Genomic DNA, 24440 nt, shown 5'->3' on the forward strand with positions numbered 1-24440 from the left:
GCGGTCCAAAGAATGGTATCGGATCAAAAACGGCCGAGGCTCTAATCGCCGCTGGATGAAAGTTCAGTGGCAGGTCATTACCCGTCCGCCATGATGGTCCTGAAGAAGCGAGGCGACGAGATCTTCCGCCTGCTGGGCGGACATCAGCTTCCTATCTTCCCAATGCCGCATAAGATGCCGTCGGAGGAGGTCGATCGGAAGCGCGTGTGATCCTAGGTCGATCTCAGCTTGAACTGCATGGGTTAGTTCCCACCAAGTGGCCCGCACTATCCTTTCGGGGACGGAGGGAAGACCGGCAGCCATGTCCTGTTTGAAATTCCACCAACCACACTCCGGACAAATTTCGAGCGTTAGCCACTGAAATTGGCTGTAGCCAGGTTTCAAAGGTGTTGTGGACAGCTCGTGCTCAAAGGCTAGCATCCTGATCCCGCAGCAGAGGCAGTCGTGTCGCCGGAGCGCTTCGGCGAAGAACACTGTGCCTGCATCGAGATCGACGTGATCGTAATTCTCGAACCCCGTATGAAGAAGGCGCCTATGCGAGTGCGTCATCAATTTGCTTTATCGTGACTTTAGCAGGATAGTAAGCAACTATTGTCTCAAATCAATTTGTACTTGTCGGCCTCGCCGCTCATCCCGTGCAGCGAAATTTCATTTCGGGCATGTCTGAAGGCCTTCTGATAGTCCTCACCGTTCGCTAGGGCTCGATAGAAGGCGCGGGAGAACGCAATCGCTGCTTCGTCGGCAATCGACTTGTCGCAGCCGATGACCCACGGAACATGGGCACGCACCGCCTTCGCGACATCCTCGGAATAGCAAGCGCTGAGGACGACGCATTGGACGGAGTCGGCATGAAGGCCGACTAACTCGCCGAATGGCTTAGCTTCCACTGGTGCGGCATTTCCGTTTCGGTCTTCGAAAAACAACGTCCCGATGTCACCGTGTCCGCTGAAATGGAGGACCTGCGGCTTTGCATTGAAGAGCGCATCTTGAATCTGATCAACACGAACAGCCCATTCATTGACAACTTCGACAGTCACCACCCTCCTTTCGACAGCCCGTAGCTTCTCCTTAAGATCGCGAGCCTCTTGGTCTAGCCGAAGACGATCGGCGTCTTTTGGCGCGGCCGAAAGGATCAATGCCTTAACGACGCGTTCCTTCGGTTTCCCTTGCCGCTTTATCGTCTTCATGAACTCGTCCTCCCCACCAAAAAGATCGGCCGTACCCATCCGCAGGTCTTGCATGCGTAGCCGCCGATAGAGCGGTTGCCCCTCCGCGCCGAGCAGGAGGTGGTCGCGCAATTCCGGATTTGCCTCGAAAAGTCTTAAGGCCTCTTCTTCGTACAGTACGCAAACATTCGAGAATCGGGCGAAGTGCTGAGCGAGTAGCTTCCGCACATGCTCCATAGCCTCTTGCTTGGACCAGTCGAGCGTGATTCCTTCCAACCCATCATAGTAGACACTAAGCAATCCCTTCGCCATACCTTCGCGTGCGTCAGCACTCGGAAGATACGGCCCATCCAGCATGAGCTTATGCCGCTTATCGTGATCGGCCTCTCGCATCGCAACAAGCTGCATTATTTTAGCCTGCACATTTGACGGAAGGGCATCTACAGGATGCGTACTGACGCCCAAATCGTGCATTCCTAGCTTCTGGTTTTCAATGATTGCCCAGACGGAGTATTGGACGACAATATCATCTGGATACGTGCCAAGCGCCTTCACGATCTGCCCGTTGCTGTGTCGCGGATGAAAGAGATTGTCGACATCTTTGTTCAGGCCGACCGTGATCAGAGCTAGTTTCAGAATCTCCTTGTCCGCCTTGTCGATATCGATTCGGATATTCGAGAGGTCGAGAAACTTAGGGTCGGTGTTTTGCAGCGCAGCGAGGGTGCGGAGACAGGGATCGCAATTCTGGTATAAGTCGATTTCTTCCAGGTGGCCGGCGTGCATGCTCGATAGCGCTGCAATCCCCGCCGCAGTGATTTCCGGATCGCCCTCATAGTGTCTTAGCGCAAGCTTGATGGGGTTATCGGACACCATCCGCCGACCAAGTTGACCAAGCGCGTTTAGCCCCCAGCGGACTACCTTGCGGTCTTGGTTGCTTTGGAGGAGTAGACCATCAATCGTATTTTCGACGGCCTCCAAGCTCTCAGCATTGAAGCGGACTCCACCGCGATACAATCGGGAAACGTCTTGCAGCGCTTTCTTCTTGCGACGCGCGTCGCCGTGATCCAGTTCGAACCTGATGAAAGCCGTTTGCTGAGGGGTGATGATCGGAGCGAGCGCCATTCACTACTGCTGTTAGCGGACATGTTCCAATGCGGCGCGGGACCAAGGTTCGAAGTCGTCGATATTGTTAATTTTAGTGGAGAGATTGTACCAACATACATCGTTCAAAGACAAACGCCGAGTAGTCGGCTCGAACCAATCAGGGCAATTCCACTGCATTATCAACAAGAGAATAGGTCGGTCTTCGTCTCGATTGAGCATTACAATGTCTGTTGAAGCTGGAAGCTCGACGTGACCATCACTTGTGAAGGCGCGTAACGAAAGATCGAGGTCGGTCAAGACCGCCTCAAGCGCTCCCTCCGCAGCACCGTAGCCGCCTTCCGAGAACAGCGTGTTGTCGGTAAAGCCAACAATTCCGGGGAAGCCGATTGTTCGCCGATTTGCGAATTGATCTCGGTCATCCCTATAACGACCAATCCGGTAAGAGAGGACGCTTTCAGCCCTTCGGACCAAGGAGAATGACCAGATCATCGTGAAGTCCGCGGACGCGGCTTTGGGGTCGACGTATTTGAGCGCATCATGCCGCTCGGCATCTTTGACCAGTTCGTGCCATGTGTGGAACTGCGAAAACCTATCGGACATGACGTACCGCGTCGACAAGGCCAGACTGGGCTCGTTCAGAAGATCGCGTGTCCGTCGTCGTGCGGGGAACGCGGTTTTGAACTTCTGGGGGATGGCGGGATCCGACATGAACTCGGTTAGGAAAAAGACGCCTGGTTCGGTTCGGAAAAACAACGTGTTGCGGCGGTTATACAGAATTTCTTCGCTCAACCGCGCTTGCAGTGTCTTGTACTGCGTCTTGCCATACAAATGCTCGGGTACGATGCCAGCACGATACGCAGCGCTGATAATGGCGCGCGCGCTCATGGGGCGTTTGGACGCTCGTAGCACGTTGGCAGCTAAGTTCAGATACGAGTCCACTCGATAGACCGGGCCAATTCAGATTACTAAGACTGGTAAGGTATCACAGCTGACAGCCGCACGCGATGATCGATGTGCGTTGTCCTGGCAAGTAAATCGCGACCTCCGGCGTGGTGGCAGCAGGTGTGTACGCGACGTAGAGTCAAAATCAACTATCGACCGTCGACGGTTCAAATTTTTTCACCGCCAATAACGCCGCCTCTACGTCTGTCTACGCGTGGACTATCTCCCGTTCTCTACCAGAGGTGATTCAGGTGGCAATCGACGCCAGGGCAATCAGCGATTTTGGCGGGCCGAAAAGGATTCGAATGGCTGTAAGTCTGGAGGTCCATTGCGAGCATTCAATCCGGAGAAATCTGGAACTATCGCGTATTAAACGGCTATCCGGAGCAAATGTCGCTCCCGGTGTTGCGAGCCCCCGCAACCAACGCATCAAGCCAATATAGAGCTCTTAGAACAAACCTATCCACAGAACGCTTCGCGAACGCTGTGGGACTTTCCGTGGGAGTTTTCGTCAGGAATGGGCCTGTTTTGCCGGAAATGATCGGCTTCTGTTCTCGCAGGCAGATTTAGGCCTTGCGCCGCAACCATTGAAAATATATGGCTTTCCGCGGTCCGGAGTGTAGCGCAGCCCGGTAGCGCACTTGACTGGGGGTCAAGGGGTCGTCGGTTCGAATCCGGCCACTCCGACCATTAACATCCTGAAATTGTTGAGAGATTTAACAGCCGCCCCAGCGGCTTCTCTCGCAATTTGGGAACAAAGGGCGCTCAAATCGCCCGTTCTGGAACACAGAGTCCCGAAAAAGTCCCGAAGTGACAGCGCGTATGTTCTGTATCCGTGCTGCCGAGCGATTCTGTCCATCAATCCACAACCACGAGAAACTCATGCGCATTAAAGACGCGCGGCGCGTTCGCCAAGAACGATCGCCGCAGGGGTTCAACACGCTTTGTCGATTCAATCTCGAGGCGACAGAGGGCCTACTCATCTTCGATTGCACGCTCGTCCGCGCTCCGGACGGCCGAATTTTTGTCTACGGGCCGCCATCGAAACGAGATGGCCAACTCGTGAGTATGGCGCCGGAGGTACGGCGCCAGATTATTTCCATGACGCTTGATGCAGCAGGAATTGATGACAGTGAACAACACTACGCAAATTGACGACTTTCCATGGGGCACGGTCGCCCGATTGATGGCGCCGCTGGAACCAACGCTGCCACTACCACCCGGAGAGACGCTCGCCAGGGCGATGCGAAGGCACCCCCTCGTTATCCCGCCTCTTTCCAAAAAAGCAGCCGAGCGCATCGAGGCGCGGCTGGAGGCGGTTGCTGCAGCGAATGCCAATAAGGAAGCCGATACTCGCCGGCCAGCCCCATTCAACGACAATCGAAAAGCTGCGGTTCCCTTCCCTGGTATCGTTTCCAGTGGCGAATTTGTCCGCGGATTTGTGCCACCGGACTACGCGGTCGACGGCATCATTCAAGCGGGCTTCGTTTACAGCGTGACGGCCTCATCCGGGACGGGAAAAACGGCTATCCTGCTTTTACTTGCTGCGCTGACTGCGCTTGGACGTGAACTCGGTCATCGTGATGTGCGCAAGGGTCGGATCGTCTACTTCGCGGGTGAAAATCCGGACGATGTAAAAATGCGATGGATTGCCATGGCTCATCACATGGGCTTCGACCCTGACAGCATCGATGCTCATTTCGTCGCTGGCGTATTCAGCATCGCCGGCCTTTTCGCGGAAGTCTCAAAGGCCGTCGATGCCCTCGGAGGCGTGGATCTCATCATTGTCGACACTTCTGCTGCTTATTTCCAGGGTCAGGACGAAAACGGAAACGTCGAGATGGGAAGACACGCTCGTGACCTTCGTACGCTCACCACCGTTGAGGGGAAGCCGTGCGTTCTGGTGGCATGTCATCCGACCAAGAGCGCTGACCAGTCAAACCTCTTGCCCCGCGGTGGCGGCGCCTTCATCGCCGAAATGGATGGCAATCTGACTTGCGCAAGGGTCGGTGATGGAACTGTCAAACTTCACTGGCAGGGGAAACACCGCGGTCCGGATTTCGAGCCTGTCGTGTTCGATCTCCAAACGGTGACGGCTCCCCTACTGAAAGATACTAGGGGTCGTGACGTACCCACCGTTATGGCTACTGCGATGTCTGACGGAGACGTCCGCTCTCGTAAGCAGGCCGCGCGCAACGACGAGGACGAAGCCATCCTCCGTGTCGAGCAAGGGTCAACAACAACCTCACAAGTCGCCAAGGCAGCCGATTGGCTGGTCGACGGGCAGCCGCACAAAAGACGTGCGCAAACTGCGCTGGACAAGCTGCGCAAAAGTAAGCTGGTCGAGTATGTCGATCGAAAAGGCTGGAAACTAACCGCGGCAGGGAACGAGGCTGCAGTCGATATTCGCAGTGAGCGCCATCGTGAAAAAGCTACCGCCGAAGGCATCGCCGGCATGATCCTCAAGAGCCGAAAATGAGCGAACGGACGCCTGAACGTACCGGTGGTTACGGTTGGCCGTTTTTGAGGCTTTTCGACCTCACCGAACGCCGTTCGAACGAACCGAACGGGTGCATCCGAAAAATGCGAAATTATCTAATAAAATCAAACAGAACGGCCCGTTCGGTAAAAGCAAAAAACTCACCCTGTGTGGGGGGCATTTATGTCCCCCCACATGAGCGAACGAACGGATCAATTCTCTAGTACGGTGCGGCCGTTCGGTCGCACAAAATCACGTAGCGAGGAACCCCGGATGATCCCAGATTCCAAACGTACCAACGATGACGCTAGATACGACGGCGCCTTTCGCGGCCGACGCCTGTCGTGGCAGGAGTTCTATGCCCTGCGGCCAGATCTGCGGCCGGCGAATGATAATGAGAAGCGGGAGCGCAAGGACGCGGAGACCTTCACCTAAATGCGGTCAGCCCCCTAAGACCAAACAATCCGCCCGGCTGTTGGTTCAGCGGTGTCCAATGACCCCGCCGCAGATCATTTTCTGCCGCAAATCGCTCATCGCTGGTTTGTGTAAGTAGATGCACATGAAGTTCATTGCCACCGAGAGCTAGGGCGGAAGCAAGCTTCGTTGGCAAGTGTTCCGCCATGCGATCAGACAGGTTGCCGGTTTGCCCAATATAAAGCGGCATGGTTTGTCCAAATGTATCTCGACGGACCATAACGTAAACAGCTGGGCCGACGAGCGCCGGTATGCCGAGCGGCAACACCGTTGCTATCCACCAATATCCCGATGAGCCTTGCCACCAATGGAAACGAGGATTTTGGGAGTACATCATTCCAGTTCCCTTTCGCCCTGATTCGCCTTCTTATCGAGGGTAGAATACCGCAAAGAGGGTAGAACAAACAAGAAACATTCTCTATCTCCGTCAGGCTGGGCCGGGGGTGGTCGCGTCCTCCCCGCTGGCAAAATCCGGGACCGGCGGGCAAGTCCGCTAGTATCGCTAATTCAGTTTTTTGCCTCGCGCGTGCACAAGCGCGCGTACGCGCGCAAGGGCGCCCCTAGAGAAATCGCGGCCCAAACCATATATTGGCTGTACTGGCATGCCCCGGTGGACCCGGGTCTGAGTGGAACTTCGCAAAGATGTCTATTGCCTCACTTTCCGCCTCGGCGGACGGTCGCGTTGCGGCCAATGATAACAATCCGGCGCTGCGTAACCAGGATGTTCCGGTCTTCGACCGCGGTCGCAACGTCGTCTCCCTATTTTGCAAGGGCGAATGGAGTCCGCCGAAACAACCGCAAAAGCGCGGTAAACCAATTCTCTTGGAGAATGACGGGCCGTCCCTATCTCGCAGGATCAATATGGGGATCGCCTGGTATGCCTCATCGAAGTGGCGCGATCGTCCTGCCGGCGACAATCAAAACTGGCCGCTCGGCGGGCTGCTCCAGACGGAAGGCGCGGATGGATACTTGGCGCTGGCAATCCGCTATCGCCATATGTTCGATCGCTGTGCGGCTGAACTTCGTGGCGTCGATGTCGACAGCATCTACACGCTCGACCAGAAATCGACGCTCGATCCCAGCACCGGCCAGATATCTTACAAGGGGGCCAAGACCGTGACCGGCAAACGAGCCAAGCCAGAAACGGCCGCGACTCGCGCCGTAAGCGCAGATCCAGATAAGACTAGAAAAAGGGCGAAGCCGATCGCCCAAAAATGGCAGGGCGACGGTCCGTTGAATGCGGCTATTGACGCCCGCCCACTACTCGCTCACCTACGCAAGCATCTTGGCGCCCTGCGCGAGGCATTTGAAGCAGCCGTGATTGGCGGCGATACGCTGGAGGCTATCGGTCGGGCGCATTGGGTTGGAAACTCGACGGGCGCTAAAGGCGCCGGCCGAGCGCTTGTCTTCCTCGGCTTCGAAGTGCTCGAGCGGGCGTGGCGCGAATACGATCGGGAAGCGCGCCAGCGCGCCGTCGAATGTGCGAAACGAGCCAAGGCGGCTGGGCTGCGATAGGAGGGCATGCCCATTTTGGCGCCCCAAGCGTTATATTGAGAGATAGAGGCCGCCCATCGAGGCGGCCTTTTTGATTCAGGGTTTTGCCCTGACGGTGGACGCACCTTCGGGCAGCATCCACCGACAATTTCGGTGGGCGTTCCCGCGAAGTTCCCCCACCGATAGCCGGCCGCATTCTCCAGCGCGGTCGGCACCTTTTCGGCTTAAGCCGAGCCTGTGTCTGCGGATGTACCAGCACAGGACTATTCTAAGCGGCTTCCTGCCGCTCTTTTTTACCCTCCAATAAGCGAAAGCCAATCAATGACCACCGAGCACCGAAAGCTCGTCCGAGACGTCGTAGACGTGTTTGTCGAGAATCTTCAATTGCCACCGAAATTTGTCCGCCAGATCATCGCCGCGCTCAAAGCTCGAAACCGAATCGATTCCGGCCGACCCGTTTCCCCCGAGCCGACGCCACGCGCAATCGCCAGGACGCTCCTTGCGCTGACCTCTTCGACAATCCGCGATGCCGTCGACACAGAACAGCGTATTGGCGCTCTCAATCTGGCCGTCGGCGTAGGTCAGCCGACCCTCGAGGATGAACTAACGGACTTGGTCGAAACGGCCGTCGGGTGGCGTTTCGGCGACATCGATTTCCGCGATGGCTCAATTCTTGTTGGCGAAGGCCGCGCCATCATTAATGCCGCGCACTATCGCGGAAAGCCGACCGGGAAGACCGGTCTTCAGAGATTTACCCTTCTAACCAATCGTGCAGTTGCGCAGATCTCGCGCGAACTGCTGCCTGCAGAACGTGGTGCCGCATAATGTTGAAGCCCAAAATCGATTTTGACAAACCTGTCCCAACGCCAGATTCGGTATCCGAAGAACTGCGCAATCTCTTGGCGCGCCAAGAGACGCTAATCGCAGAGCAAGCAAAATGTGACGAGGGTCAGCGCGAAATTGCCCGCGAAAACGCTCAGGCTAGGCGTAACGACGATCGAGAGACTCAAATTGATGCGTTGATTAAAGGCTCCGCTTATGAGCCGCCTGCCGATACTAGGGATCGCATGGCCGCACTTGCGCGTCGGCGTGGACTCCTGGTCGAAGCTACGCATGAATTGGCCGGACTCATCCGCGTCGAGCGCACCAAAGCCTCTACGTTGATTGTCGCCGAGTTTAAGGCTGAGCAGGAAGCGCTCGCGCGTGAGTTTTACGAGCATCTTGCCAAGGCCGTGTCTGTGCACTCTAGGTTTGGCGATATCAAACAACGTCTTGAGCACGCGGGCGTCAGCAGCGAGGGGCTTCACGACTTCGGCGCTGAGATCATGGGCTTGCCCAACCGCCGAAATGACCACGCAAGCTATGCCCTGCGGGACGGCGTTAAACGTGGGTATATAGACAAGACGGCTGTACCCTTGGGGTATTTGTAATGACCGATTTTGAGAGAGCTACTCTTCGCAAAGACAGCGACGACTACGATATGAAAGTGCCTGCAAATCCCCCAAATCCGACAACCGGCAAGAAGATTGTGGCGGCATTGAAGACTTGGGCCAAGCGGCATGACGCAGCGATCTGATTTTAGGTTCACACCGGCTGCGATCGACGCAGCCAGCGGCGTGTTTAGCGGCTATGGGGCGGTCTTCGGTAACCTCGACAGTCACGCGGACGTCATACAACGCGGCGCGTTTAATGTATCGTTGGCGGCTTGGAAGGCCAAGGGACGGCTACCGAGGATGCTCCTGATGCATGGCAGCAACGGCAATCCATTCACTGGAGACGACCTTCCATGCGGCATCTGGACGTCCATGCGTGAGGATTCACAGGGACTTTACGTTGAAGGCCAGCTACTCGCGCTGAACACCGACTACGGGCGCAGAATTCTGTCATTAATGAAGGGTGGCGCGCTGGACGGGCTGTCTATCGGTTTTCGTGTAAAGCGCGCGACCTCAGGCCGCGGCACGACGAAACGCTGGATCGAAGAAGTCGATCTGCGCGAGGTGTCTATCGTTGACGAGCCGAGCAATGATCTCGCCAGGGTTGCATCGATCAAAGAGAAGACAGCGAGCGAGCGCGCAGACGAAGCCGCTGAACAGTTCCGTGCATCATTGCGGGGACTGGCACTGCCCGCAGTCATCGATAACAGTGAGGCGCTCGACGCGGCGGCGGCGTTGGCTGCGCGAATGAAGGCTTACTCGCAGGAGATTCGCGGCCGTCGATGACCTCCACCCCCCGCCCTTCGATCTTCACAGGTCTAGGTCTGCGGGAACGGTCCGGGTCATTCGCGCACATTTTTCCGATTGAAAATATGAGGGTCAACGATGGCCGGGCCGAGAACACCTCGGGCCTTGGCGCGTCTGTCAGGTGCTATCGACAAGAATCCGCAGCGGTATCGCACCCGCCGCGAACCTTCTGGCTTCGGCCCACTCGGTGAGCCTAGCGAATGGCTATCGGATAGCGCCAAGAATGCATGGCGGGATATAGTTCCTGCCATGCCCTGGCTGAATACAACGCACCGCTTCATTGTGGAGATTGCCGCCGTTCTAACGGCGAAGATGGAAACAGGTGAACTTGGAGTACCCGGAATGCAGCTACTGCGGGTAGTTCTTGGAAAATTGGGCGCCACCCCATCCGATTTTGAAAAAGTAACGTGGTCACCGCCGTCCGATGAAGAGCCGGGGAGCGAGTATTTTAGGTAAGCTAGGTGGGCTTTGCCGCGCTAAACGAGAAGGAGTGCCGTGCTGAGCACGGCACTCCGTTTGAAAGACTACTACTTGCACTCGGGGAGTGAGAGCAGGTTGTCATTCCACTTACCGTCAGCGTAGGTGCGGAGATACTTTCCATTGGGCCCATCCACGACACCAATGTTTCCGCGGTTGCCGTTCACCAACGTGAAGAAGGTGTTGGCTTTCGATTCGATCGAATCGATGACTTGCTGACGAGTCCACTTCCAGCCGTCGCCACCGAGGTGCGTAATGCCCTCATATGGGTTATTGCGCGGCTGCTTGTTGATGCACTTTACCTGAACGTCGGCCATTTCGATTGCTCCTTTCCGAGCGAAACGGAGCAGGCCTTACGCGGTCATCTTTGGGAGGACAGGTAATCATAAGTGACTGCTCCAGTGGCTTGCCAAAAAAGCCTCCGAGCACTAGTTACCGACCTGCTAGGGAACGGACTCGCGATCCTTGGTCGTCCACTCGGCACCACTCGACCGCGAGTACGCTTCAGATAGAAGGCAGACGGCTTATAGCCGTCTGCCTTTTTCTTTGGCAGATTCCTAAAGAAAAGTAAATAACCTTCTATGCCGTGCGCTGCACTGAGGGTACACCCTGTGTACAACCTGTCAACATACATTAAGTCCGCATAGCTGACATAAATTGTCGCACCCCCAGCGAATCAGTCGCCAGAGCCTTTTCAGAATATAGCGGTCTAGCGTTGGTCCGACCAGATAGTCGGCCCTCCCGCGAGGCCCCCTCACAGGAATCCAAACATGAACACTTTCGAACGTGCTTCGGCGCAAACGCATCGGCTTGCCCGAAAAATGCTCAGGGAAGGCGTCCAGCGCGATAGCGCCGATAGCAAAGAGCAGCCGAAGCAGGAGGACGTGCCGGAAGAGAGCACGCCCTTCGATGACGGCGTGCAGTTTAGCGACGGCACAGGTTTCGAATAATCACACTTAATAGTTACCCGGCTCGCCGGTTCACCAGGCTCGCTTCGGCGAGCCTTTTTATTGGATATACGATGGCGCAAATTGCCGACAATGTTTATCGAGATTTTGTTACCGACGGCGTCCCGACGTCTGGGAAATGGCAGCCGCGCAAGGCCGAGATCAGGGAGCTGCTGCGCGGGTATGAGGGCTATATCAACGCCTTTGTAACGACGGGCGGACTTCTTTACCCGACAAAAGCCTCCCTCGACGCAGATTTGAATCCGCCAATCCGCACGATGGCCTGGGTAATGAGCGACCCGGTTGTCGCTAACAACGGCGTTTACCGGAAGACTGGCGGCGTCGGTCTCGGTGAGTGGGTTCGCACCGGAGAATTGCCTTATAGCTTTATACGAGCCTCGAATGTTGGCGCCGGCACTCCTAATGCGATTGTCGCGACTACCAGCATTCCGCTACCGTCTGCGGATGGTGGCGCGATTATCTCGCTGCCGATTTTTATTGCCAACACCGCGTCACCGGTAACGGTGGCGTTCAACGGCGCGTCGCCCCTTACCATCAAGGCCAATTCTGGCAGCAACGTCGCCATCGGCGGCCTAACAGCCGGAATGATCGTAGCCGGCTATGTGGCAGGCGGAACGCTCCGCCTCATTTCCGATCAGGCCAGCGCCGCAATCCAAGCCGCGGCCGAGGCTGCTCGGGATGCAGCAATCGATGCGCAGCTTGCGGCCGAAGCGGCTGCGTCAGCAGTCGAGCTTACCGAATTTGCGACGATTACATCAGTGAGCGTTTATGCACCTTCTGTGGCTCCCTTGTTCCTGCGCACGGCGGGATACAGCGCGGCAGGCGATGGTGGCGGTGCGCTCTACAAGAAGGTTGCCTCCGAACCTTCTCACATCGGCAAATTCTCGATAACGCTCGCCGATGCTGTGACTGTCGTTTGGTACGAAATTGCCGACGTAGAAATCAACCCGATCGCGCTCGGTGCCGATCCGGCTGGCACGGTCAACGCCAATACGTATAACGCAATGCAGGCCGTGCTTAACATCGGCCGGCCGATGGTCCTCTCGGCCGGCACGTACTACCTGAGCACGCACCTTCGCCCTGTTCACGGATCTAATGTTGTGGTGCGCGGAGCAGGCCGCGATCTTGTAACGATCAAAGCGGCCGTCAATGTCGTCGGTTTCTTCTGCGACGCGACGGGCAATATCTCGACCGACAACCGCGTCCAGAATTTCGATATCGAGGGCGTGACATTCGATGGCGAATGGGTGCGCCAGACTTTCCCTTACAACGGCCTAACAGATGGAACGACTACGCCAAGGATGCGGACTGCGTTCGCTCTGCGCGGTATGCTCGACGGAACGTCGCGGCTTCGGGTCCACGCTTGTCGGTTCAAGTCGCTGAGGGGGCCTCCCTTTCAGGTGTTCACCTTCCGAGGGTCTTGCAATATCACGGAAAACATCTTCACTCGCACAAAGGATCCTGGCATCCTGTTCTGCGCGAACGGTGGTTTCAACGACAATCAAATAGAGCATTCTGCGGACAACGGGTTTTCTCTGTCTCGCTCAAACCAGAATTTTGACGTTCGCGGCAACAATGTTTTCGGCGCTTTGACTGGTGGCATCTTCGTCGGCTCGGTCGATCTGACCAAGAGCGAGGTTATCAAAGCGACCGAGACGGGCGGCGGTTACGGCACGGGTCAAGTCATGGCCCTATCGGCCGTCACGGCCGGGACATTCGACACCGATCTTATCGGCCAGCTTGTCACGCTGGTGGGAACGCCGTCTACCGAGATCGCTGTGATGGAGGTCATCAACGTAACTAGCGATACGGCTGCTACAGCCCGTGCCCTTATGATCGTACCTGCCTCCCTGCGCGCTACGGACGCTGCAAGTTGGTCAATTGGACCAGATACCGCGACCGTGGATTTCTCAGTTACCGAAAACACTGTTCGCTGCTCTGGTGCTTCCAACATCTATGGCACCTACGGCTGCAAGCGCGGAACCGTTTCTGACAATTCATGCTTCGGTGCCGGAATCATCATCGACAGCGAGAAGAGCGGAACGGGAACCATCAATCGGTCAAGCCCGACTTTGACGCTGAAAACGGGCGAAGGCGCTAAATTCGTTAGCGGTGACTTTGTTGTCATCGTGCCGAAGCTAACGCATCAAGACCCATTCATTTCCAAGGTGAGCAGCGTCGCGGGCGACGTGGTTACGTTGGCGGATAACGCTCCCGAATGGTACACTGAGGCCACGGTGTGGCGTGCCGAGCGTGGCGGCGGCAACGGCTGGGGTGTTCTGTTTACTGGCTGGTATCGCGATCTTTCGACTGGACTTTTCGAGTACGTGGAAGACCTAACGGTCGAAAATAACAAGATCACGCAATTCCAAACAGGCGGCGTTCTTCTCGGCAACTCGTCCGGCTCGGCGCGGTACTGCTCCGTCAAGAACAACAGCATTCGCAACGTTCACCCGAGAATAGCGGACGGCACGGCAAATCTAGTTGGCGTCCAGATCGGTGAGCATTCAACAGATATGCGTACTATCGGAAACCTGGTCGATGGGAACCAGATCCGACTCACTACGGATGCCATGGTCACGGCTTCGCGTGGCGTGTTTGTGCCGCTTTCCGACAGCAGCGCAAACTCCACGATCCAGATCGGTGACAGCAATACGTTTGCGTCGTGTACGCAGGATTTCCGAATTACTGAAGCTGGCGTTGACATGACGCAGAAGTACGCGCCTCGCTCCATAGGTTCGGATAATTTCGCACGTTTGGCCGCCCCCATTGTATTGGGTGCTCGCCCTCACGCAACGAAGACCCTGGCCTCAGGAGTTCTGATGGTCGATCAGTCTCTAATCAAGCTGAACGGCACGGGCGGCATTACCGTTACTAGCGTAACCCTGTCCGGGATGGGCGTGGCAACACCCATCATTGTCATCCAGAACACCGGGACGGGTGCCTTGGACACCGTAACGCTTACGCACGCATCGGGCGCGTTCTGGTGCCCTAATGTGGCAAACTACGTCATCCCCCGCCGTGGCGGAGTTATCTGCGCGGTGGACGATAGTACGTCACCGCCGACTCTGCAGGTTCTCGGACCTGTGGCGTAGTCATACAAAACTAGGCCACCCGCGCTATAGCGCGGGTGGCCTATCCAATGCACTTTTTAGAGGTTTGCACCTGGTAAATCGCGGCCTTTTCGCCCTTGATCCTGGCGATTTCTCCCTCGCGGTCGCCACCCGTCATGCTTGCGACGGGCAGGCCAACAAGGAATACGCCGAACGCATCACCGGTTGCCGCCTGCGATTGTGTTGCGGAAAGTGAATCGAGCGATGTACTGATCTTGGCATTTTCATTGGCCAACTGGTCGCATGACCAAGCTTGATAGCCAGTCACCGACACGTTTGCGGCAGCGATCGAACTTGGCGCCTTGGCGCACCCTGCAGCAAGCATGCACGCGGCAGCAGCAACGATAATTCGCTTCATTTGATTTTTCCCCATCCCCCAGGAATGTTGGCATGGGGCGGAGAGGAAGTCGAGGGTAGGCGCGTTGCGCCTGGATGCAGCGCTTGAGGAAGAATAAAGCGCGCGTTAAATCAATGAAACACGATAATCGTGCCAACATGATCATTGCGACGACGAAGCGTTGATTTGCTTTGGCATATGTCGGAACCTGTACGAGCTAAGTCCGTTGATTCTGACCCTCGCGAGAGGATACAAGGCTTAACCAATTCGCAATCGTGCGATATGAAACTGTGCCTTTGACGAATGCGCTGTCTTTGCAAAACCCAATGCAGTAGCATTTCGTGGCATTAAGGGGAGATATGGTAATGGCAAAGTCCATGACTGTGGTGTCCGGAAGAAAAGCCGCAACTGCGGCTGCTACCGACAAGAATCCCGTTTACAAGACCGTGGTTCGAGAACTTCGCACGCTACAGACGGCTGTAGAAAGCCCAAGTGGAAGTTGGACATTGCTGAAAGAACGTTCGTCCGCTAACGGTAGGTTCATCGATAAACTAAAATAGCGCGCTTGGGGGGTTATGCGTCCGTTGTATTCTGAGTCCGATTGCGGACGCGTACTTAATACCCCAAATTCGGAAGAGTATCGAGACGAATGGCGCCGAGACTATGCTCGTCTCATACATAGCTCTGGCTTTCGCAGGCTGCAGGGGAAGACTCAAGTCTTCCCAGGCCACGAAGGTGATTTCTTCAGAAATAGGCTGACGCATTCGCTAGAGGTTGCCCAGATCGCAAAGTCTATTGCGATAAGGCTGAACGCCACACATGAGCTATTTGCGGACCCAGCTCAAAAGCTAGCTCCGGATCTCGTGGAATTCGCAGGCTTGGCACACGATCTTGGGCATCCGCCTTTCGGCCATAACGGCGAGGAAGCGCTTGATGAGTGCATGCGTGAACATAGTGGCGGATTCGAAGGCAACGCCCAAACTTTGCGCATTCTGTCACGCCTTGAGAAAAAGGTAACGCTAACAGCCCCCCAAGATCTGCGTCCCTTCATCGATGAGAAGGATCAAAGGTGCGGACTAAACCTTACTTATCGATCCCTAGCTTCCATATTGAAGTATGACTCAATAATACCAATTCGGTCGGCCGACAGACCCTTGGACAAACAAAATGAAGTGGTAAAAGGTTACTACGAAGCCGATCAAAAATTGGTAGAGGAAATTAAAGAAAAAGTATTAGAAAAGAGCTTCTCCGGTAAATTTAAGACCGTTGAATGTTCAATAATGGATATTGCTGATGATATTGCATATTCAACCTACGATCTTGAAGATGTATTTAAAAGTGGCTTTCTAAGCCCTCTCGATTTGTTTTCTCTGGATTCCGCAATATACGATAAAGTAGTCAGCACTATTAACAAGCGCTTGGGTAAGCAATATCCAGATGTTTCAACACGCATTAGTGCGAAAGACGTTCACGAGATATTGCATGACGTCTTTTCCGATCTATTCACGTTTGGGACGGAGCAAATCCAGATATTGAAGAATCGGAAAGCCTCAAACGAATATAAGAAAATGTATTTTTCGGTTGAAGCACAGCAAAGATCAAGACTGTACGCAGACGATGGTTACTCTAGAACGGCTTTTACGTCGAATCTTGTGCAGGCATTCATACAAGGTCTCGAAGTCCAGCCGAATTTGACTTATCCTCAGTTGCACAATGTGCGATTGGACCTGAAAACATTTGTAACTGTGGAAGTTCTGAAAAATATCACCTACGAGGCGGTCATAAGAGCACCGGCGCTACAAGTTGTTGAATACAGAGGGAAAGACATAATACAAAAGATATACGGAGCCATAAATGAAAAGGGTGGGGACAGGTTGCTGCCAAAAGATTTTCGGGACGTTTATAAGAATGGCGACGAATTGAATAGGTGTAGAACAATATGCGATTTTATTGCTGGGATGACTGATCGATATGCAGTTGAATTTTATAGTCGTTTGTTTGGTGCAAACGGTATGACAATGCATAAGCCACTTTAGCAAAGCTGAACTCAAATCCGGTGGCCGTTTTCTAGACGTAAGTGAACTGGCTTTGGAGCCGGCTTCCAATCGACCTTGATTGCCAAAGGCATTTGTTCCTATTTTTGTTCTAGTTCAGGACAAGGAGAGAATGCCCCGCCGCAAGCACCGCGATAAGATTTCCTATCACCTCTAGAAAATTGACCTGCAAATCGGCCCTCTTCGCCTGGCGCTAAACAACGCGCAATTGTCGATGACACCCTTCGCCGTCTATTGGGACGCGATCGATGACCTGCACCGCCAAATGCGGCGGACGATGAACATCCTCAATGACAGGCCGGCGGACTATGAACAGCCGCATGCCTCGCCTATGTCAGGGGGTGGTTAGTCGGCTGGCGCGGCCTTCCGCGCTCTCTTCGGTACCCATTCTCTTTCCTCCCCATCTGGCTTGGCCATCGAGATTCCTGCGGTTATGCCGAAATAGGCATCATAGAATTTTCGGACCAGCGGAACCGGCCTTCCGCCGTGCGCCGGATCCTTGCCTGGAAAACCCTTTCGCTCAAGCACAGGCAAAATTGCCACTATCCAGTGTTTTGCTCGCTCCTTACCGACGATCGCAACAGCAACCTGATTATCCGTGGCAAACAGCGGCAGCTTATCCAATGCGGCATTGGTGATGGTTTTAGGCTCGTTCGTCATTCGCCGAACTCTTCCTTGAGATGCTTCCTTGCCGATGGTCGTTGCGATTGCTCAAGCGCGATTTTTCGCAACTTCGATCCCTTCTTGCGAGTCAGATTTACGAGGCTTTTGTGTAGCTGATAATCGGACAGCGAAGGCGTGACCTTGTGTCGGGGAGGCTCGGTCGGGGTCGCCCTCATGGCCTGTTTGATGCCCTCTACATCCTCCTCGGAAAAAAGCATCTCGCGGCCATTGATCATGCATAAGCCGTGGCGCTTGGCGGTCTTCGCCAGGGCGCGATTGGTGATCCGCAGGTGCTCGGCAACTTCTGTCAAGGTGTAGATTTTGCCGAGGGTCATGGTCCTTGTGCTCTAAGCGTCCCAGAATATGCCTATGCGGCACAATTACGCCCTGTGCGCGACAGATTGCAACTCAAAATCAACATCCCAAAATATTGATTTTAAATGCTAATTTGCATGTTTTCGTACGCGAAGCATGCTTTCGGGCATATGCCTTCGCATTACTCTAACGAAGGCGCACGCCGGGGCCACCTGATGTCGCCTCACCGTCTGCTAAGAAGGAGACGCCGGCCGCCTCCAGGGCAGCGCGGATGGCTGCAAGATTGTTGGCGCCAGGCGTTCGGCGCCCCTTCTCAAAGTCAACGATCGTGTTTCTCGACACGTTGGCTGCCTTCGCCAACACTGCTTGATCCATTTCTACAAGCGCTCGGGCGGCCCTGCACTGCGATGATGTAATTGTCATGAAGCCCAACGTTGCGCACTGTGTTGACTTAGTTGTCAATGTTGTGCACTATGCCCAATATTGAACATTAACGCAACGAGGAGCATCTGATGAGCGCGATTACGGTTAACAACAAGCCAAGCAACATCGAACACCTTATCACCACTCACACCGAGCTAGAAAACCTGACGAAGTCCATGGCCCCCATGCCGGATGAGGCTATGAACCGTTTAACTGATGCGATCTTCGTTGTTCGGGAGCGTATCCTTGCGCTGCTGCCGACATCATCGGAGAGCATTAGCGCTGCGGTTCTGGCGCCGTTCATCGACCAGTTAATGGAAGATGCCGCCTGACAGTCCTACACCGCCAGAAAGCCTAGCCTAGCGAGGGGTTTTTGCGTTCCCAGACTTAGGGCAGATGGCTGACGCGCTTTCGACCCCCAAGTCTCCAGAGCGTCAGCCTTGCGGCTGCCCCCAGGCTGCCGCGCGCCAGCATAGTTCCGGATTTTGACCAGATGGTCAACATCTATAGAGGCGTTTCCAACGCAAACAATTCGTCATTGTCATTGTGATGTTACATGCCCTATTGCCCGCGCGGGCGCGGTGGCGACCGTTCGGCTTGCCGGGCGGGGTTCTCAGGCAATTGCTGCCGCGTCCACCTTTGCCTGCAAGGAGCGGGCTTTGATTAATCCGGCAGGTTATCTGGGACCTTCAGGCCCCCAATACCCGGGATGGTCCGCACGACACCAACGATAGTTGCGTTTTTGACGGATTTTTGAATGGAGGCGATGGCGCCTTCTTCCGAGCGGCGATAAGCAGCGTCGACCATCAGTCGACCACGCCTTGTGCGATAATAGACGTGGAACGGCGCTCGCCTCCCCGCAATCCGCTCGTCTTGCAGAACTCGCATCGCGCGATCGGTTCCGTCCGGCGCAAAGCGGGTTACAGGTGCTGATGTCAATCCTGGTGCTTGGCCTGGGTCGGTGACGACGGCCGGCACAACGAGGGTTTATTCTTCGTCACACCGGCCTACGGTTGCCAGACGGTTCACCGCAACGGAAGGTTGTTGGATTTCGACGACACAGTCAATGATGGAGATGGCGGAGGCTTTTTCGCTCCGACTGGAGAAAATCGGGTCAAAACCATATAATCTTCTATCCGGGTCCCGCCGAACGACTACAGCGTCATCGCCTCTTGGGCGGTGGCGCTTTTCATGCGCACCGAGGAGGAACCCGAATGCGCACCGCAGATAATGATAATACGCCTGCCGTGCTGCTTTGGACCGCCAAGCAAACCGCGGCGGCGCTCGGCATCACCACAAAGACCTTGCTGATCCACGTACGCAATGGTGACCTTGCATATGTCCCCATTGGATGCGGTACAAAACGGCCACGTTTGGGTTTCGTGCCGCGCGACATTGAGGAGTTCATCGCCAGAAGGAGGACACGTGATTGTCCGTCTATAAACCCAAAAACAGCCCATTCTATCAATTTGATTTCCAAGTCGGCCGCCAGCGGTTTTACGGCACTACGGGCTGCAAGAACGAGCGAGACGCGCGTGTCGTAGAGCGGGACCATCGAGAAAAGGCGAAAACAGCCGTCAGGGCTGCCAAGGCGGCAGGCGGTGGGCCGCTTACCATCGATAACGCGACGGCTCGCTATTGGCGCGAAGTGGGCGAACACCACGCGAATGCCGAAACCACCTGGACCGACCTAGGGCGGCTGGTTGACTATTTCGGGCCTACCAAGCTCCTCGTTGATATCAACGACGACGAGGTGGCTAGGTTGGTTCAATGGCGCCGATCGCAAACGGCATGGGGACGCGCAGAGACGAAGGATGGCAAGCCCATGCGCCTCGTTTCAGCAGCCACGGTCAATCGTTCGACCACGCTTGTGCTGAAGAAGATATTCACTCGAGCAAAGCGCACTTGGCGACACACGTTTCCCGTCGAACCGAATTGGCGTGACCATTTCCTTGCCGAACCCAACGAGCGAGTTCGTGAATTGCATGGTGGGGAGAGCGCAGCGCTGCGATTGGCGACCCGGAACGATTACACTCCCATATTCGAGTTTGCGCGGGCGACCGGACTGCGGCTCGATGAATGCTTGCTCCGGTGGACCGAGGTAGATTGGGAAACTGGATGGATAGTCACCGTAGGCAAAGGCGGGCGCACCGTCAAAACCGCGATCACTTCGACCGTGCGGGCTATGCTGCTGCCGTTGCGCAGGCATCATCCGGAGTGGGTATTCACGTATGAGGCCAAGCGAGCGCGGAAGGCGGACGCGGGGTACAAAGGTGACGGAGATGCGCGCATTCGCGGGCAGCGCTACCCGGTGACCTACAGCGGTCTAAAATCTCAATGGAAACGTATACGCAAGACGGCCGGTGTCACAGACTTCAGATTCCACGATTTCCGACACGATCTCGCGACGAAGCTCCTGCGCGCCACGGGCAATCTGAAAAAAGTTCAAAAGGCGTTGTCACACGCTGACATCAAAACCACGAGCCGCTACGCCCATGTGCTTGACGAGGAAGTGGCAGCTGACTTGGAGGCGTTGCAAAAGAAAAGCACCAAGTCCCGAAAAAACTCCCGAAACACCAAACGGAAAGGCGCTTAGCATTTGACCTATTTAGCTAAATCGCATTATGCCCATTTTCCTGGGGGTCAAGGGGTCGTCGGTTCGAATCCGGCCACTCCGACCAATCTTCCCTTGAAATTTCCCCAGTAAATCATCAGCAAAATCCTCGGCGACATATTCGCCGGGCGACAGAGACAAAGAATCCTGCTCCGGGGATGCCGAAGCAGGATCAAGCATTCAATTTGCCGGTGAAAAGCTCTTCGGCCTATTTCCGCCAGGCCGAAGCGACCTGTTCCTGGCTTGGAACCTGCCCGCCAGGCGTCAGCTTGTCGACGAGGCCCGGCAGCGCCGTCGACAGTTGTTTGAGCAGCTCCTGTTCGCTGATGCCGGTTCTCTCGGCAATCATCTTGATCGTCTGCGCGCCGAGCGCCTTGCCGAGATCGTTTGCCGCAATCGGCTTGTTCTCGCCGGTTCCGACCCAGGAATCGGCAGCGGTGCCGTGGCCGGCCTCCTTCAGCTTGTCGAGCAGCCCGCCAAGGCCGCCGAGAAGACCGCCATCAGCTTCTGCAGTGGTGTCTGCAGGCTCCGGCTCCTGCGGAGCCTGCGGTGCTGCTGGCTGGCTGCTTTTGCCGCTCAGCATCTTGCCGACCAAGAGCGCGCCGAGCGCAATAACCAAGGGTTTAGCGATATTGCCGCCAGGTACGGCGTCGTCGAAAAGTCCCATATTGGCCTCCATGTGCCAGGATTGTCGCCCCCGCACCTACAATAGTGGCACTGTGCGGCGGCTTTTCAAGCCCACAACCGAGCAGTTGTGTTTATTTCGTTCCTGTGGAACTCTCGGTCGTCTGACGTTGGAGGAGAATTCTGTATGTCGGTCATCGCTTGGATCATTCTCGGCCTCATTGCGGGCTTCCTGGGCAGCAAAATCGTCAACAAAAGCGGACAAGGCATGCTGATGGACATCGTCCTCGGCATTGTCGGCGCGGTTGTGGGCGGTGTTATCTTCAACTTCTTTGGCGCCGCCGGCGTGACGGGGCTCAACATCTACAGCCTCATCGTCTCGGTTATCGGCGCTGTCGTTGTGCTTTGGCTCTATCATACGCTGGCCGGACGCAGCAGCGTCTAGCCGACGATCAAAAGCGCTCGCTTCACAGTGAAGCGGGCGTGCAGTGCCAATATCGGGGGTTTGCCGCGTGTCTCGGCGCGGATATGTTTTGTTTATCCGCAGCCCGCGTGTTCGGTCGGGAACAACAGACAGCCGCATTCGTTCATCCGCTCAGACAGGAGCATGACGATGACAAAAGTGACTTATCAGATCGTGGAGCATGACGGCGGCTGGGCCTACAAACTCGGCGACGTGTTTTCGGAAACCTTTCGATCCCACGATGAGGCTTTGAACGCGGCCAAGGCAGCGGCCTCCGAGCAGCAGCTGGCCGGCAAGACCGAAGGCATTTCCTATCAGGACGCCGACGGCAGATGGCACGAGGAGATAGCACAAGGCAGCGACCGCCCCGAAGCCGACGTCACCGACAGCGGCAGGAAAGAAGACCGCGGCTAGCGCCATCCCCAACCGGAACGATCAGGCGAGAACGACTTCATCTCCGACGCGCAGGGCGCCGGGTGTCGTCACGTTGACCTGTATGCCGAAGCCGCCACCGCCATGACGGGCGATGGTGTGGAGCACCGGCGGCGCGAAGGGCAAGCCACCCTGCGCCAGCGCGACGAAACTGCAACGCTCGCAAGGTTCGACAACGATTGCCCTGGCTGAACCGATAGCAAGGCTGCGGTTCAGCCACTCCTTCTCGATGAAGCCTTCGAGTTCGGGCTCGGTCTCGATCACCATATTGGCGCGAAACCGCCGGACATCCACCTGAACGTCGGCAGGCGCCAGCGACGCCAATCTTGCCAGCGAAGCGGTCGTCAGCACATGCAGGTGGGCGCGATCGTATCGCGGCGCAGATGCAGCAGTCTCGCCTTTCGGGAATGGGTCTTCGTAGCGCCGGAATTCCACCGGAAATCCGAGAACGTCCGTTGCCGCCGACGCCGCTTCCGGCGAGCCGACGGCCCGCCATACGCCGTCGCCGGCCAGCACCTCGACAGTGTCGTCCACCAGACGCGACTGCATTTCCGGCGCGACGCGCCAGCGTTTTTCCTTTTCCGGAGCAGCTACCTTACCGGCTTCGACATCGAAGAGGCCCCAGTGCCGATCTCCGGCAATCCCATGCGCATCCAGAGCCACTTCCTCCAGCCGCTCACCACGCAGTGAACTGACCGGATATCGCCATAACTCGATGATCTTGCCGACTTTTGTCATGGCCGCAGCGTAGCGGTTTCATCGCCGAGCGAAAGCCGACGACGGAAAAAACGCCGTCACAGCAGGCAGATTTCCGTTGTGCCACCGCAGGCGAGCTATGGCGAATTCAACGCACCTGGTCGAGCAGCCGCTTGCATTCGAGGAGATCAAACAGCGCCTCCTGGAGCAGCGCGCGGTTGTCACGGGACAGTTTTCCGCTGTCGGGCTGCACCGGGCCTTCGTCGTCAGCCTTGCCTAGTCCGAAGAAACGACGGTTCGGCTTGGCCTTGGGCTCGCCGACCAGCATCTCGTCGTCGGTACGTGGTTGAGCGCCGGCGGTCATGGGTGCTGCCTCGGCCTGCTTGCGCTGGGAAATGGCCTCGACCGCGGCAACGTCGCCATTGCCGATGGCGACCAAAAACTGGTTGCCGTTCTCGCGCAGCAGCTTCTGCACGCCCTTGATGGTGTATCCCTGATCGTAGAGCATGTGGCGGATGCCCTTGATCAGTTCGACATCCTGAGGGCGGTAGTAGCGGCGGCCGCCGCCACGCTTCATCGGCTTGATCTGGTTGAAGCGCGTTTCCCAGAAACGCAGGACATGCTGGGGGAGATCGAGGTCTTCAGCGACCTCGCTGATGGTACGGAAGGCGTCGGGGCTCTTGTCCATGGGGCGCAACTCTCGCTCGGAACGCCTGTCCGTCGCGAGGATTTCGCAACGCGGCTCTTTCCAACAGTTCGAGCGCAATCCTTTCCGACTTCGGTCCCGCCACTCAGGATCACGCCCGGAAACCGATTCGTACACTATTTCAGCGCTTTGCGCGCTAACATTCAAGCCCGGCCTGAATCAGACCGAGGTTTGTCAACCGTAATCAGGATGATCGATCACAGAGACAAGGCTAAAGGCGCCGGCAAAATTACTTTGCGGCCTTGTCCTTGCTGTTCTGATGGGTGCGCAGGATGCGGCTTTTCAGGACGTTGGACGCCTTGAAGGTCATGACGCGGCGCGGCAGGATCGGTACTTCCTCGCCTGTCTTGGGATTGCGGCCGATGCGCTCATTTTTGTCGCGAACATGGAATGTCGCGAAGGACGACAGCTTTACCGTCTCGCCACGCACGATCGCTTCGCAGATTTCGTCAAGAACGGCTTCGACAAGTTCGGCGGATTCGGTTCGGGAAAGCCCTACCTTGCGATAGACGGCTTCGGCTAGATCGGCGCGCGTAAGCGTTTTTCCCCCCATGCGACCGTCAACCATCCTCAAACAACAGATTTCGTTACTAACGCCGAGACGTTAGAAAATTGACCCGTCTAGGTCAAGGCCCTGAATGCTTTGACTTTTCCGA

The 24440-nt window shown here is 56.0% G+C and carries 27 protein-coding genes and 1 tRNA gene; 15 read left to right on the forward strand and 13 right to left on the reverse strand.

The features are described from left to right. Positions 1-596: 596 nt before the first annotated feature. Both WBQ96_RS18175 and WBQ96_RS18180 read right to left on the reverse strand, forming a co-directional pair. A complete protein-coding gene (locus WBQ96_RS18175) occupies positions 597-2288 on the reverse strand; it encodes a CHAT domain-containing protein (protein ID WP_336552935.1) in 1692 nt (563 codons plus the stop codon). A 12-nt stretch (positions 2289-2300) separates the two neighbouring features. Then, the gene (locus WBQ96_RS18180; protein ID WP_336552934.1) at positions 2301-3155 is read right to left on the reverse strand and encodes a hypothetical protein; all 855 of its coding nucleotides are present in this window, start codon (positions 3153-3155) and stop codon (positions 2301-2303) included. A gap of 670 nt (positions 3156-3825) precedes the next feature. Between WBQ96_RS18180 and WBQ96_RS18185 the strand changes: the two genes are divergently transcribed. The 3 genes from WBQ96_RS18185 (at position 3826) to WBQ96_RS18195 (ending at position 5691) form a co-directional block, all read left to right on the forward strand. Further along, positions 3826-3902 (forward strand) — tRNA-Pro (locus WBQ96_RS18185). Between the two features lie 192 nt (positions 3903-4094). Next, on the forward strand, positions 4095-4367 hold the full coding sequence (locus WBQ96_RS18190) for a hypothetical protein (protein WP_336552933.1): 273 nt from the start codon (positions 4095-4097) through the stop codon (positions 4365-4367). Continuing rightward, a complete protein-coding gene (locus tag WBQ96_RS18195) occupies positions 4339-5691 on the forward strand; it encodes an AAA family ATPase (RefSeq protein ID WP_336552932.1) in 1353 nt (450 codons plus the stop codon). The genes WBQ96_RS18190 and WBQ96_RS18195 overlap by 29 nt, the downstream gene beginning before the upstream one ends. 427 nt (positions 5692-6118) lie before the next feature. Here the strand turns inward: WBQ96_RS18195 and WBQ96_RS18200 are convergent, their stop codons facing one another. Further along, positions 6119-6502: a hypothetical protein gene (locus tag WBQ96_RS18200; protein WP_336552930.1), complete on the reverse strand. Its 384-nt coding sequence runs from the start codon at positions 6500-6502 to the stop codon at positions 6119-6121. Positions 6503-6807: 305 nt separating this feature from the next. On the opposite strand from WBQ96_RS18200, the gene WBQ96_RS18205 reads away from it, so the two are divergent. The 5 genes from WBQ96_RS18205 (at position 6808) to WBQ96_RS18225 (ending at position 9878) form a co-directional block, all read left to right on the forward strand. Next, positions 6808-7680 (forward strand): hypothetical protein, encoded by an 873-nt coding sequence (locus WBQ96_RS18205; RefSeq protein WP_337035908.1) that lies wholly within the window; start codon positions 6808-6810, stop codon positions 7678-7680. Between the two features lie 300 nt (positions 7681-7980). Next, the gene (locus tag WBQ96_RS18210) at positions 7981-8484 is read left to right on the forward strand and encodes a hypothetical protein (protein WP_336552928.1); all 504 of its coding nucleotides are present in this window, start codon (positions 7981-7983) and stop codon (positions 8482-8484) included. Next, entirely contained in the window at positions 8484-9089 is a 606-nt protein-coding gene (locus WBQ96_RS18215) for a hypothetical protein (RefSeq protein ID WP_336552927.1), read from the forward strand. Before WBQ96_RS18210 ends, WBQ96_RS18215 begins: the two co-directional genes overlap by 1 nt. Continuing rightward, a complete protein-coding gene (locus WBQ96_RS18220) occupies positions 9089-9235 on the forward strand; it encodes a hypothetical protein (protein ID WP_336552926.1) in 147 nt (48 codons plus the stop codon). The genes WBQ96_RS18215 and WBQ96_RS18220 overlap by 1 nt, the downstream gene beginning before the upstream one ends. Further along, a complete protein-coding gene (locus WBQ96_RS18225; protein WP_336552925.1) occupies positions 9219-9878 on the forward strand; it encodes an HK97 family phage prohead protease in 660 nt (219 codons plus the stop codon). Before WBQ96_RS18220 ends, WBQ96_RS18225 begins: the two co-directional genes overlap by 17 nt. Before the next feature lie 548 nt (positions 9879-10426). Here the strand turns inward: WBQ96_RS18225 and WBQ96_RS18230 are convergent. Next, positions 10427-10693, reverse strand: a complete 267-nt coding sequence (locus WBQ96_RS18230; RefSeq protein WP_336552924.1) for a DUF3892 domain-containing protein — start codon at positions 10691-10693, stop codon at positions 10427-10429. Positions 10694-11146: 453 nt separating this feature from the next. On the opposite strand from WBQ96_RS18230, the gene WBQ96_RS18235 reads away from it, so the two are divergent. After that, positions 11147-11326 carry a hypothetical protein gene (locus WBQ96_RS18235; RefSeq protein WP_336552923.1) on the forward strand — a complete coding sequence of 60 codons (180 nt, stop codon included), beginning with the start codon at positions 11147-11149 and terminating at the stop codon, positions 11324-11326. Positions 11327-11397: 71 nt separating this feature from the next. Beyond that, positions 11398-14439: a right-handed parallel beta-helix repeat-containing protein gene (locus tag WBQ96_RS18240; protein ID WP_336552922.1), complete on the forward strand. Its 3042-nt coding sequence runs from the start codon at positions 11398-11400 to the stop codon at positions 14437-14439. A gap of 40 nt (positions 14440-14479) precedes the next feature. Here WBQ96_RS18240 and WBQ96_RS18245 read toward each other — a convergent pair whose 3' ends face one another. After that, positions 14480-14815: a hypothetical protein gene (locus tag WBQ96_RS18245; protein WP_336552921.1), complete on the reverse strand. Its 336-nt coding sequence runs from the start codon at positions 14813-14815 to the stop codon at positions 14480-14482. A 554-nt stretch (positions 14816-15369) separates the two neighbouring features. Here WBQ96_RS18245 and dgt point away from each other — a divergent pair. Beyond that, positions 15370-16830: a dGTP triphosphohydrolase gene (gene dgt, locus WBQ96_RS18250; RefSeq protein WP_336552920.1), complete on the forward strand. Its 1461-nt coding sequence runs from the start codon at positions 15370-15372 to the stop codon at positions 16828-16830. Between the two features lie 363 nt (positions 16831-17193). On the opposite strand, the gene WBQ96_RS18255 is transcribed toward dgt, so the two are convergent. The 3 genes from WBQ96_RS18255 to WBQ96_RS18265 all read right to left on the reverse strand — a co-directional run bounded on the left by WBQ96_RS18255 (position 17194) and on the right by WBQ96_RS18265 (position 18249). Further along, complete coding sequence (locus WBQ96_RS18255) at positions 17194-17508, reverse strand: hypothetical protein (protein WP_336552919.1); 315 nt, start codon at positions 17506-17508, stop codon at positions 17194-17196. Then, complete coding sequence (locus WBQ96_RS18260; protein WP_336552918.1) at positions 17505-17846, reverse strand: hypothetical protein; 342 nt, start codon at positions 17844-17846, stop codon at positions 17505-17507. Before WBQ96_RS18260 ends, WBQ96_RS18255 begins: the two co-directional genes overlap by 4 nt. A gap of 166 nt (positions 17847-18012) precedes the next feature. Next, on the reverse strand, positions 18013-18249 hold the full coding sequence (locus WBQ96_RS18265) for a helix-turn-helix transcriptional regulator (RefSeq protein WP_336552946.1): 237 nt from the start codon (positions 18247-18249) through the stop codon (positions 18013-18015). Positions 18250-18338: 89 nt separating this feature from the next. Here WBQ96_RS18265 and WBQ96_RS18270 point away from each other — a divergent pair, with 89 nt between their 5' ends. Continuing rightward, positions 18339-18581 carry a hypothetical protein gene (locus WBQ96_RS18270; RefSeq protein WP_336552917.1) on the forward strand — a complete coding sequence of 81 codons (243 nt, stop codon included), beginning with the start codon at positions 18339-18341 and terminating at the stop codon, positions 18579-18581. Between the two features lie 331 nt (positions 18582-18912). Here WBQ96_RS18270 and WBQ96_RS18275 read toward each other — a convergent pair whose 3' ends face one another. Further along, a complete protein-coding gene (locus tag WBQ96_RS18275; protein WP_336552916.1) occupies positions 18913-19056 on the reverse strand; it encodes a hypothetical protein in 144 nt (47 codons plus the stop codon). A 622-nt stretch (positions 19057-19678) separates the two neighbouring features. Between WBQ96_RS18275 and WBQ96_RS18280 the strand changes: the two genes are divergently transcribed. After that, positions 19679-20845 carry a tyrosine-type recombinase/integrase gene (locus tag WBQ96_RS18280; protein WP_336552915.1) on the forward strand — a complete coding sequence of 389 codons (1167 nt, stop codon included), beginning with the start codon at positions 19679-19681 and terminating at the stop codon, positions 20843-20845. 226 nt (positions 20846-21071) lie between these two features. Here WBQ96_RS18280 and WBQ96_RS18285 read toward each other — a convergent pair whose 3' ends face one another. Beyond that, positions 21072-21530 carry a YidB family protein gene (locus WBQ96_RS18285; protein ID WP_165120739.1) on the reverse strand — a complete coding sequence of 153 codons (459 nt, stop codon included), beginning with the start codon at positions 21528-21530 and terminating at the stop codon, positions 21072-21074. A 144-nt stretch (positions 21531-21674) separates the two neighbouring features. On the opposite strand from WBQ96_RS18285, the gene WBQ96_RS18290 reads away from it, so the two are divergent. Beyond that, a complete protein-coding gene (locus tag WBQ96_RS18290) occupies positions 21675-21932 on the forward strand; it encodes a GlsB/YeaQ/YmgE family stress response membrane protein (protein ID WP_165120740.1) in 258 nt (85 codons plus the stop codon). Positions 21933-22100: 168 nt separating this feature from the next. Then, positions 22101-22364, forward strand: a complete 264-nt coding sequence (locus tag WBQ96_RS18295) for a DUF2188 domain-containing protein (protein WP_165120741.1) — start codon at positions 22101-22103, stop codon at positions 22362-22364. A gap of 21 nt (positions 22365-22385) precedes the next feature. On the opposite strand, the gene WBQ96_RS18300 is transcribed toward WBQ96_RS18295, so the two are convergent. The 3 genes from WBQ96_RS18300 to WBQ96_RS18310 form a co-directional block, all read right to left on the reverse strand. Beyond that, positions 22386-23120: an MOSC domain-containing protein gene (locus WBQ96_RS18300; RefSeq protein WP_336552914.1), complete on the reverse strand. Its 735-nt coding sequence runs from the start codon at positions 23118-23120 to the stop codon at positions 22386-22388. A gap of 106 nt (positions 23121-23226) precedes the next feature. Continuing rightward, entirely contained in the window at positions 23227-23766 is a 540-nt protein-coding gene (locus WBQ96_RS18305; RefSeq protein ID WP_165120743.1) for a MerR family transcriptional regulator, read from the reverse strand. Positions 23767-24013: 247 nt separating this feature from the next. Next, entirely contained in the window at positions 24014-24337 is a 324-nt protein-coding gene (locus WBQ96_RS18310) for an integration host factor subunit alpha (RefSeq protein ID WP_091917796.1), read from the reverse strand. Positions 24338-24440 lie beyond the last annotated feature (103 nt).

Origin of the sequence: Mesorhizobium sp. CCNWLY176 (assembly GCF_037153935.1) — a bacterium.
In the GTDB taxonomy this organism is placed as follows: domain Bacteria; phylum Pseudomonadota; class Alphaproteobacteria; order Rhizobiales; family Rhizobiaceae; genus Mesorhizobium_M; species Mesorhizobium_M zhangyense.

Excerpts from the sequence above, each read along its gene's own strand:
- WBQ96_RS18265 (WP_336552946.1), bottom strand. The coding sequence starts at position 18,249 with ATGACAATTACATCATCGCAGTGCAGGGCCGCCCGAGCGCTTGTAGAA.
- WBQ96_RS18200 (WP_336552930.1), bottom strand. The coding sequence starts at position 6,502 with ATGATGTACTCCCAAAATCCTCGTTTCCATTGGTGGCAAGGCTCATCG.
- WBQ96_RS18225 (WP_336552925.1), top strand. The coding sequence starts at position 9,219 with ATGACGCAGCGATCTGATTTTAGGTTCACACCGGCTGCGATCGACGCA.
- WBQ96_RS18210 (WP_336552928.1), top strand. The coding sequence starts at position 7,981 with ATGACCACCGAGCACCGAAAGCTCGTCCGAGACGTCGTAGACGTGTTT.
- WBQ96_RS18270 (WP_336552917.1), top strand. The coding sequence starts at position 18,339 with ATGAGCGCGATTACGGTTAACAACAAGCCAAGCAACATCGAACACCTT.
- WBQ96_RS18230 (WP_336552924.1), bottom strand. The coding sequence starts at position 10,693 with ATGGCCGACGTTCAGGTAAAGTGCATCAACAAGCAGCCGCGCAATAAC.
- WBQ96_RS18285 (WP_165120739.1), bottom strand. The coding sequence starts at position 21,530 with ATGGGACTTTTCGACGACGCCGTACCTGGCGGCAATATCGCTAAACCC.
- WBQ96_RS18195 (WP_336552932.1), top strand. The coding sequence starts at position 4,339 with ATGACAGTGAACAACACTACGCAAATTGACGACTTTCCATGGGGCACG.
- WBQ96_RS18275 (WP_336552916.1), bottom strand. The coding sequence starts at position 19,056 with ATGGTCGACGCTGCTTATCGCCGCTCGGAAGAAGGCGCCATCGCCTCC.
- WBQ96_RS18235 (WP_336552923.1), top strand. The coding sequence starts at position 11,147 with ATGAACACTTTCGAACGTGCTTCGGCGCAAACGCATCGGCTTGCCCGA.
- WBQ96_RS18310 (WP_091917796.1), bottom strand. The coding sequence starts at position 24,337 with ATGGGGGGAAAAACGCTTACGCGCGCCGATCTAGCCGAAGCCGTCTAT.
- WBQ96_RS18260 (WP_336552918.1), bottom strand. The coding sequence starts at position 17,846 with ATGACCCTCGGCAAAATCTACACCTTGACAGAAGTTGCCGAGCACCTG.
- WBQ96_RS18255 (WP_336552919.1), bottom strand. The coding sequence starts at position 17,508 with ATGACGAACGAGCCTAAAACCATCACCAATGCCGCATTGGATAAGCTG.
- WBQ96_RS18290 (WP_165120740.1), top strand. The coding sequence starts at position 21,675 with ATGTCGGTCATCGCTTGGATCATTCTCGGCCTCATTGCGGGCTTCCTG.
- WBQ96_RS18215 (WP_336552927.1), top strand. The coding sequence starts at position 8,484 with ATGTTGAAGCCCAAAATCGATTTTGACAAACCTGTCCCAACGCCAGAT.
- WBQ96_RS18240 (WP_336552922.1), top strand. The coding sequence starts at position 11,398 with ATGGCGCAAATTGCCGACAATGTTTATCGAGATTTTGTTACCGACGGC.
- WBQ96_RS18245 (WP_336552921.1), bottom strand. The coding sequence starts at position 14,815 with ATGAAGCGAATTATCGTTGCTGCTGCCGCGTGCATGCTTGCTGCAGGG.
- WBQ96_RS18190 (WP_336552933.1), top strand. The coding sequence starts at position 4,095 with ATGCGCATTAAAGACGCGCGGCGCGTTCGCCAAGAACGATCGCCGCAG.
- WBQ96_RS18205 (WP_337035908.1), top strand. The coding sequence starts at position 6,808 with ATGTCTATTGCCTCACTTTCCGCCTCGGCGGACGGTCGCGTTGCGGCC.
- WBQ96_RS18300 (WP_336552914.1), bottom strand. The coding sequence starts at position 23,120 with ATGACAAAAGTCGGCAAGATCATCGAGTTATGGCGATATCCGGTCAGT.
- WBQ96_RS18220 (WP_336552926.1), top strand. The coding sequence starts at position 9,089 with ATGACCGATTTTGAGAGAGCTACTCTTCGCAAAGACAGCGACGACTAC.
- WBQ96_RS18295 (WP_165120741.1), top strand. The coding sequence starts at position 22,101 with ATGACAAAAGTGACTTATCAGATCGTGGAGCATGACGGCGGCTGGGCC.
- WBQ96_RS18180 (WP_336552934.1), bottom strand. The coding sequence starts at position 3,155 with ATGAGCGCGCGCGCCATTATCAGCGCTGCGTATCGTGCTGGCATCGTA.
- WBQ96_RS18305 (WP_165120743.1), bottom strand. The coding sequence starts at position 23,766 with ATGGACAAGAGCCCCGACGCCTTCCGTACCATCAGCGAGGTCGCTGAA.
- WBQ96_RS18175 (WP_336552935.1), bottom strand. The coding sequence starts at position 2,288 with ATGGCGCTCGCTCCGATCATCACCCCTCAGCAAACGGCTTTCATCAGG.
- dgt (WP_336552920.1), top strand. The coding sequence starts at position 15,370 with ATGCGTCCGTTGTATTCTGAGTCCGATTGCGGACGCGTACTTAATACC.